The sequence below is a fragment of the Actinacidiphila sp. bgisy160 genome (genome assembly GCF_965342435.1).
GTDB lineage: Bacteria > Actinomycetota > Actinomycetes > Streptomycetales > Streptomycetaceae > Actinacidiphila.
In genome coordinates, this window is the sequence record NZ_CBDRCM010000122.1 from 1 (window position 1) to 2,104 (window position 2,104).

Genomic DNA, 2,104 nt, shown 5'->3' on the forward strand with positions numbered 1-2,104 from the left:
GAACGCGCCGAAGGGAACGCGCAACGCGAAGGCGGGCACCTCGCAGTCGGTGGCCGTCCCGTCCACCTTCACGCGGCAGACGGACACCACGCGATTCACCGAGGGCTACCAGAAGATCGCGGGTCACTACCAGCTGAAGCCCGTCGCCCAGTACGACGGCATGGCCAAGGGCTCGCTCCAGGGCGGTGAGGGTACCCGTTTCGTCGCCACCGTCATCGCGACCCCGGACACCGATCTGCTCACCCTGGCGAAGACCTACGGAACGGCGTTCGGGAAGGAGTCCCTCGGCGAACGGCTCGGTCTCGTCATCGGTGTGAACGGGCGCACCGGCAAGGAAGCCGAAATCGTCGACACGGTGCGGAAGTTCGCTCAGCAGTGGGAGAAGGAGGGCGACTTCTCGGTGTCCGTCAGCGGTTTCACCTGGGAGCAGCGGAACCCCCAGTTGCTGGCGGACGGCGGCCAGAAGATGGTCCCGTACGGCGCGCTCCGTGAGGCGGTCGTCCGCGACGATCTCACTCGGGGCATGCTGGACAAGCTCAAGCTGAACGCCAAGGGAGAGGTGTATCTGCACGTCGGTGACGCCGACGTCAAGAGCATGGTCGTCGGCGGAAAGCCGCTCTTCGACCGTGCCGCCGCGAAGATCGAGACGCTGACCGGCCAGAACGGGTCCGCTCCCGAGATGGTGAGCGGTGGTTACACGCTCCCCGAGGGTGTCGCGAAGAACGCCGCCGATCTTGACCTGGCCGTGCGCGACGCGATGGCGAAGACCGACACGCGGGCGATCTACTTCCCCGAGCCCAACACGTTCATCCGTGTCGACCCGAACCTCGGCCTGGAGAAGGACATCCGGTTCGGCGAGATCTCCGGCGGAAGCATCAGCTACGAGGCCAGGGAGGGCGAGCGGCTCCTCGCCAGCTCCCTCAAGAACCGCGGTTTCCAATGGCGGGGGCGGGAGAACCAGGGCTTCGTCTTCGACTCGGGTCTCGCACTCGTCACCGATGGGGAGCGGATCGCCAAGGAGGTGGGGGACGACCCGCGGGCGATCCTCAGCGGGCTGACCCAGAGCCATGCGAACTCGAAGACCTGGACCGAGCAGATCGAGCGCTACATCAAGCTGCATCACCCGGATGTCCTGGCGAAGGACCCGAACGCCGGGAAGAGCCTGGCGGCCATCGCCTTCCACGACATTCAGGCGGACGGCGTCACCGCTCTCACAAAGCTGGAGGTGAAGGACCTCGGCGCTGCCCGGAAGGCGGAGTGGAAGGCGCTGATCAAGGCTTCCGGCGGCACCAATGACACGTTCAGGCAGCTGATCGGCATGGCTGTCGATACCCGTAACGCCCTGGTCGACGGCATCAACAAGCACCTGACGCACTCCGTCTCCCCGTCCGCCCCGAGTGTGAGTACGTCCACGGCCGCTCATGCGGGTGCCGGTACGGGTGGGAGGCTGACCCCGGACGGCGTCCGGATCCTGGACAGCATCACAGGATCGGGGACGGTCGACGGCTCCCGCCGTACGCTCGCTGGTTTCGAGTTCGGGAAGGTCCGCGAAGAGGGGAGCACGAACCTCATCTCGCGACCTGTGCTGATGACAGTCACCGAGGGGGACAGGACGGTTCAGGTGGCCGTCCACCTCAATGTGATGGTCACCCCGGGCGGGAGGCTCGACGGGACGGCGGTCACGATCAGCGGGACGGACTTCCATCTGACCGCGCGCTCGAAGGCCGCGCAGGACTTGATCGACAAGTACGGTCCGTCCGTCCTGACGGCGGACAACTCCATCCATGTGGGGCCGGGCAACGCCAAGTCCGGCTGGGACAACAGGGCCGGTCGCCTCAAGAACCTGGCGGACGAGCTCGGCGTCACCGAGGACAGCCTGATCAAGGCGCTCGACAGGCGTTTCCCGCCGAGCGGGCTGGTGGACATGGTCCACCGTTTCCAGGACGACGTGGAGCGTGCCGTCGTCCATGCCTCCAACTCCGAAATCATCACGGTGGAGTTCCGGGGTGACAAGTCGTTCCCGGTCCAGGACAGGTCCGGCGGTGTGCCGGCGCGGGCAGTCTCGGCACCTGCGGGTTCGTCCGGTGATTTCGTCCACGGTGCG

1 protein-coding gene is annotated in these 2,104 nt (G+C 66.4%); it reads left to right on the forward strand.

The features are described from left to right. Positions 1 to 2,104, forward strand: a 2,104-nt coding sequence (locus tag ACRWNP_RS37020) for a hypothetical protein (protein WP_431969388.1), incomplete at both ends; no start/stop codon positions are given.